Source organism: Streptomyces recifensis (assembly GCF_002154615.1).
GTDB lineage: Bacteria > Actinomycetota > Actinomycetes > Streptomycetales > Streptomycetaceae > Streptomyces > Streptomyces griseoluteus.
Genome location: NZ_MUNH01000624.1, coordinates 197 through 5,077, shown reverse-complemented (window position 1 = coordinate 5,077; position 4,881 = coordinate 197). Strand labels below are relative to the sequence as shown.

Genomic DNA, 4,881 nt, shown 5'->3' with positions numbered 1-4,881 from the left:
CCTCGACGGCGATGCGGCCGGAGGCGTCCCGTACCCGCGCCGCGTCGGCGCCCCCGGCGGACCGGTGCAGGAACAGCGCCGCCACGCTTCCGGCCGCCACGAGGGCGAGCGCGGCCGCCATGGCGAGAACCGGGCGCCTGCCCCGTACCGCGCCGGACCCCCCGGGCCGGGCGGGGGCCGCCGCCAGCCGGTCCAGCTCGTCGGCGAACGCCCGCGCGGAGGGCCAGCGCCGCTCGCGGTCCGGCTCCAGCGCCCGCAGCACCACCCGCTCCGCTCCAGGGCCCAGATCCGGCCGCAGACGGCTCGGCGGCACCACCTTGCCCGGCGGCCCCGGCACGGTCCCGGTCAGCAACTCGTAGCCCACCGCGCCCAGGCTGTAGACGTCGGCGCGCTCGTCGATGCCGGCGCCCGGCTCGGCCTGCTCCGGGGGCTGGTAACCCGCCGAGCCCGCCGCGAGGGTCAGCGCCGACGCCTGCGCCAGGCTCTTGGCCAGTCCCAGGTCGGCCAGCAGCAGCCGGCGCCCGCCGTCCGGGGCGGTGCGCAGCAGCAGGTTGGTCGGCTTGATGTCCCGGTGCACGATCCCCGCCTCATGCAGCGCGGCGGCGCCCCGCGCGGCCAGCGCCGTCAGCTCAAGCGCCTCGGACACCGGCGGCGGACCGTCGGCGAACAGGTCGGCCAGGGTGCCTGCGTCGGCGTACTCCATGACGAAGTACGGCCTGCCGTCGTCCAGTTCACCGATGTCGTAGACCTGCACCACCCGGCTGGACCCCGCCCGGCGCAGCAGCCGCGCCTCCGAGAGGAAGCGCTCGCGCACATCGAGGCGGTGGGACCAGTTGTCGGCGAGCACCTTGACCGCCACCAGGGCGTCCAGTTCGTCGTCGTGGGCGAGCCACACCGTGGCGAACGCGCCGCTGCCCAGACGCTGTTGAAGGCGGTACCGGCCGATCCGCTCCGGGGGGTGCATACGACTATCATGCCTGGCCCGAGATCGACTCCGAGAGGAGAGCCGACGTGCCGGACGCCGCGACGGCCGAGGAGCTGGCCCGCCTGGCGGCCGCGGGTGACCGAGCGGCCCTGGACCGGCTGCTGGCCGGTCTTCGGCCGGAGGTGGTGCGCCGCTGCGGGCGCTTCCTGCCCTGCCGGGAGGACGCCGAGGAGGCCGCCCAGGACGTACTGCTCCAGGTGGCCCGGCACATCGGCGGCTTCGAGGGCCGCAGCCGCTTCAGCACCTGGCTCTACACGGTCGTCGCCAACTGCTGCCGGCAGAAGTACCGCGAACTGAAGCGGCGGGCCGCCGAACAGCCCGTCCCCGCCGAGGTGCCTGAGCCCGCCGATCCGCGCACCACCAGCGTCATCGCGGGCTCCCGGATCGACCTGCTGGAGGCGCTGGACCGGCTGGAGCGCGAGCATCCGCACCTGGTCGCCCCGCTGGTCTACCGCGACCTGTGCCAACTGGACTACGCCGAGGCCGCCGAACGCGCCGGCATTCCGCTGGGCACCCTGAAGTCCCGGCTGCACGAGGCCCGCAGGCTGGTACGGCCCTGGCTGCGCACCCAGTGACCCGCCTCCGGGGCGGGTCCGGGACGCTCACTTCTTGTAGCCGAGCACCGTCATCATGCCGCTCTCCGAGTGGTACTGGTTGTGGCAGTGCAGCATCCACAGGCCGGGATTGTCGGCGTCGAAGTCGATGACCAGCTTGCGGTGGGGGAGCACCACGGCGGTGTCCTTGCGGGCGCCCACCGAGTCGAGGCCGGTCAGTGCGAAGGTGTGGCCGTGCAGATGCAGCGGGTGCCACATGTCGGTGGCGTTGATCAGGGTCATCCGCACCCGCTCCCCGGCCCGCACCGCGTGCCGTTCACGCACGTCGTACTGCTTGTGGTCGAAGCCCCAGTTGTACCTGGACATGGTGCCGGTGACCTTGATGCGCATCTTGCGGTCCGGCTCGCGGTGGTCCAGGGCGACGGAGTCGGCGGGCACCAGACGGCGCGCCGGAATCAGCTCGCGGTCCAGCTCCGGCAGCTTCACACCCGCAGGAGGAACGGTTCTGCTGTTGTCCGTGCGGAGCACCGCGAGCGCCTGCCCGCTCTTGCCCTCGGCCAGCGCGACCAGCGGGAACACCCCGTCCTTCGCGGTGATCAGCACGTCGTACCGCTCCGCCATGCCGACCAGCAGCGCGTCCGTCTCCCGGTGCTGGACCGGGTAGCCGTCGGTGTGCGTCACCGTCAGCCTGTGGCCGCCGAGCGCCACCCGGAAGGCGGTGTCCGAGCCCGCGTTGATGATGCGCAGCCGCACCCGCTCGCCGGGACGGCACTTGAACGAGGTCGGCGCGCCCGGCCGGCGCCCGTTGATCAGGTAGATCGGGTAGGAGACGTTGCCGCCGACCCCGTCCAGGATGCGGCTCCTGGACCCGTGCAGCATGCGGTTGGGGCCGGTGTGCTTCGGCGGGCTGGGCATGGCCGACATCGGGGGCTCGTGCGGGTGGGCGGTCGGGCGCTGGGGGCCCATCATCGCCATGCCGCCGCCCGGCTTGAGCTGCTGCAGCACCTTCTCCGGGGTGGAACCGTCGACGCCGTCCACCCAGTCGTCGAGGACGACCACCCACTCCCTGTCGTACTTCAGCGGCTCCCTGGGGTCGTCCACCACGAGCGGCGCGTACAGGCCCCGGTCAGGCTGCATGCCGACGTGACTGTGCAGCAGGTAGGTGCCGGGGTGGGCGACGGTGAAGCGGTAGTTGAAGTCCATCCCTGCCGGGATGGAGTCCTGGGTGAGCCCCGGGGCGCCGTCCATGTCGCAACGCAGCCGGACGCCGTGCGAGTGGAGCGTGGTGGTCTCCGGCAGCCGGTTGGCGAGCGTGATGCTCAGCACGTCCCCGGCCGTCGCCCGCACCAGCGGTCCGGGCAGCTCCTCCTGGTAGGCCCAGGTGCGCACCGACCGGCCCCCCAGGTCCAGAGTGGTCTCACCGGCCGTGAGAGTGAACATGTGCACCCGTCCCGACCCGCGCCGCCGCTCGGCCGCCCGGACCTCCGGACCCGACGGTTCCACGTAACCCGCGGGCCCCGGCGGTACGAAGTTCCCCGCCGCCATCATCGTGCCGCGCGGTCCCGGCCGGGGCCGGGGGCCCGAGTCGGAGCAGGCGGCCAGGAGTCCCGCGCCCGCGGCAGCGAGCGGGACGCGGAGGAGAGTACGCCGCGAAGGTGTATGCATGTAGGAAATAAGACACTTTTTGTGCTCATATGTGATGGATCTGAGGGCGGCGCGTCTGCTGGTGTCGGCCCGGCGAGGCGTCCGGGACGCCGGGTACCGGGGGAGTGCGCGGCTGATCTGGCTCGATTTACGGGTGAGTACCCTCGCGGTACCGTGAGGGCATGCCAGCTCTCAACGTGGAGTTCAGCGAGCGCGAACTAGCGGACCTGCGGCAGATCGCCAAGGAACGCGGTACGTCGATGAAGGCCCTGGTGCGGGAGGCGGCCGCGGCGGACATCGCCCGGCACCGGGCGCTGAAGGAGGGCGCCGAGACCTTCCGGGCCTTCTTCACCGCGCACGCCGAGGAGTTCGCCGCCGCCTTCCCCGACGACGAGGCCGTCGCGGCCAGGGGCGAGGCCGCCTGACCGGCGATGGCCCCCGTCATCCACATCGACGTCCCCTGGCTGCTCCAGCGGCATGAGGACGTCCTGCCCGAACAGCCCTCGGTGGACGACTTCTCCGCCCTGGTCGCCGCCGTCGCCCGGCACCGCGTCGACCCGCCCCGGCTCGGCGTCGACTCCGACCCCGCCTGGCGGGCCGCCGCCCTGCTGCACACCCTCGCCGTGCTCCGCCCGCTGCCCGCGGCCAACGCCCGCTTCGCCTGCGCCACCGCCGTCGCCTATCTGCACATCAGCGGCGCCGGCATCGATCCGCCGTACGGCGGCCTGGTCGACCTCGTCCGCGACCTGACCGACGGCCGCGCCGACGTGTACGACGCGGCCGAACGGCTGAGGTCCTGGCGGATCTGACACCGCCCCGGCGGACGGGGGAAGCCGTGAGGCGATCGGCCGGGGGGTCCTTCGCGAGGGCCGGGCACAGTCCACACCCGGCCGGCGTGGCGGCAGAAGGGTGCGCGCCGGGCCGTCGTGTGCGCGGGTTTCACACGGGGCGCACAGAACCCGACTTCCCTGCAAATCCGGTGATGTGGGACGCGCTCCTTGTTGCGTGTGGAGAAGTTGTGCGAGGGTTGACACTCCCGCGCGGGGGGTGAAGTCCGGAACCACTTCGGCAGTTGGGCCACCGGGCCGGGGGACGCCGGGGGCGGAGCCGTGGGTCCCGTTCACTCCGTGCGCACCCCGGAGGACCGCTCCCACGCTCCGCACGCGCCAAAGGAAACCGCTCAGTGACCACCCCTCAGCCTCCCCTTCCCCTGCCCGGCATGGCGGCGGGGGAGTCCGACGAATCCACGGCCGCGCCGCTGCGCGCCGGTTCGGACACGGAGGCGTCCCGGTCCGCCGCCCTGCTGATGGCCCGGCACTGGCAGCCCGCCGCCGACTACGCCGTGATCTGCCTCGCCGGCGCGGGACCGCTGGCCCACATGGTCACCGCCGCCGTCTTCCACCAGGCCCTGGACCGGCTCACTCTCGGCGAGCCCGCGGAGGCGCTGCGGCCCCGGCTGCTGGTGGCGGTACGGGACACCGTCCTCGACTGGGCGGCCACCGACCGCCTCACCGCCGCCCTGCCCGGCCTCGCCAAGCCCGCCGGGGGACGCGGGATGCGCGCCGCGAACTCCCTCACCCCGGAGAACCGCACCCTCGCCGAGCGCGCCTTCCACCAGCTGCCCCGGCTGGAACAGACCCTCCTCTGGCACACCGAGGTCGAGGCCGAGCCCGTGACCGTGCCCGCCGCGCTGCTCGG

Annotated in this window: 5 protein-coding genes and 1 pseudogene; 4 read left to right on the top strand and 2 right to left on the bottom strand. The window is 73.4% G+C overall.

Annotated features, from left to right (window positions below; genetic code table 11):
* Window positions 1-964: serine/threonine-protein kinase (locus tag CCN33_RS27325; RefSeq protein WP_086696103.1), on the bottom strand; the 964-nt coding region annotated here is incomplete at its 3' end.
* A gap of 47 nt (window positions 965-1,011) precedes the next feature.
* Here CCN33_RS27325 and CCN33_RS27320 point away from each other — a divergent pair.
* On the top strand, window positions 1,012-1,560 hold the full coding sequence (locus CCN33_RS27320) for an RNA polymerase sigma factor (protein ID WP_086696102.1): 549 nt from the start codon (window positions 1,012-1,014) through the stop codon (window positions 1,558-1,560).
* A 27-nt stretch (window positions 1,561-1,587) separates the two neighbouring features.
* Here CCN33_RS27320 and CCN33_RS27315 read toward each other — a convergent pair whose 3' ends face one another.
* The gene (locus CCN33_RS27315; protein WP_086696101.1) at window positions 1,588-3,204 is read right to left on the bottom strand and encodes a multicopper oxidase family protein; all 1,617 of its coding nucleotides are present in this window, start codon (window positions 3,202-3,204) and stop codon (window positions 1,588-1,590) included.
* Window positions 3,205-3,365: 161 nt separating this feature from the next.
* Here CCN33_RS27315 and CCN33_RS27310 point away from each other — a divergent pair, with 161 nt between their 5' ends.
* From CCN33_RS27310 to CCN33_RS27300, 3 genes and pseudogenes are all read left to right on the top strand, one after another.
* A complete protein-coding gene (locus CCN33_RS27310; RefSeq protein ID WP_086696100.1) occupies window positions 3,366-3,608 on the top strand; it encodes a hypothetical protein in 243 nt (80 codons plus the stop codon).
* Window positions 3,609-3,614: 6 nt separating this feature from the next.
* Window positions 3,615-3,992: a toxin Doc gene (locus CCN33_RS27305; RefSeq protein WP_086696099.1), complete on the top strand. Its 378-nt coding sequence runs from the start codon at window positions 3,615-3,617 to the stop codon at window positions 3,990-3,992.
* Between the two features lie 410 nt (window positions 3,993-4,402).
* Window positions 4,403-4,881: pseudogene (locus CCN33_RS27300) on the top strand (hydrolase); the annotation flags it as partial.

Coding starts and splice junctions, on each gene's coding strand:
- CCN33_RS27315 (WP_086696101.1), bottom strand. CDS start 3,204: ATGCATACACCTTCGCGGCGTACTCTCCTCCGCGTCCCGCTCGCTGCC.
- CCN33_RS27310 (WP_086696100.1), top strand. CDS start 3,366: ATGCCAGCTCTCAACGTGGAGTTCAGCGAGCGCGAACTAGCGGACCTG.
- CCN33_RS27305 (WP_086696099.1), top strand. CDS start 3,615: ATGGCCCCCGTCATCCACATCGACGTCCCCTGGCTGCTCCAGCGGCAT.